Source organism: Leptospira semungkisensis, from assembly GCF_004770055.1.
GTDB lineage: Bacteria > Spirochaetota > Leptospiria > Leptospirales > Leptospiraceae > Leptospira_B > Leptospira_B semungkisensis.
Genome location: NZ_RQEP01000017.1, coordinates 1 through 583 on the forward strand (window position 1 = coordinate 1; position 583 = coordinate 583).

1 protein-coding gene and 1 pseudogene are annotated in these 583 nt (G+C 42.5%); both read right to left on the bottom strand.

Going from position 1 to position 583, the window contains the following annotated elements; all coding sequences use genetic code 11:
* The coding region (locus EHO59_RS11460) for a formate hydrogenase (protein WP_135588115.1) at positions 1–440 on the bottom strand (440 nt) is incomplete at its 3' end.
* 2 nt (positions 441–442) lie between these two features.
* A pseudogene (locus EHO59_RS11465) lies at positions 443–583 on the bottom strand (NADH-quinone oxidoreductase subunit H); the annotation flags it as partial.

Genomic DNA, 583 nt, shown 5'->3' on the forward strand with positions numbered 1-583 from the left:
ATGACTCCCACCCAGTTCCTTCTTACGATAAAACCGATCACTCCCACATAGATGAGAAGAAGAACATACAATAGACCGAACTGGTGAGCCTTTCCAAAGAATGCGGAGATCGCTCCCATGAACACGAAACTTGCCGCAGCTCCCGCAAACAGAAGTCCCAATGTAGGAAGATAACCTACTTTAGGAAAAGTTGATTCAGGAGAATTGATCCTTCTTGCTGTCCAAAACAAAATGATAGGCGTTAATAGTCCTTTGAATACCACGACCATTCCCGCAAGAAATATAGAATGAAACCCGTCTCCTCCTTCTTCTTGAAAAAGAGGAAGAAGAAGTAAGAAGCCTTGTACTCCCAGAAGAATGACTACCCTTTTCAAACGATTTTCGAGTAGGATCATCACTCCCGTGAGAAGTATGATAAGGTAAGTAAGATCTGTGCTCATGTTTATTTACCTATTTTCAAGAGAATGCCGAGTATCAGCATGAAGATGAAGTTGAGTCCCAGAAGTTCAGGGATCCAGATCCATTTTCTGCGAGTGCTATTCGATTCCCAATAACCTATAAGAGCGGAGAATAGAATGGCTCC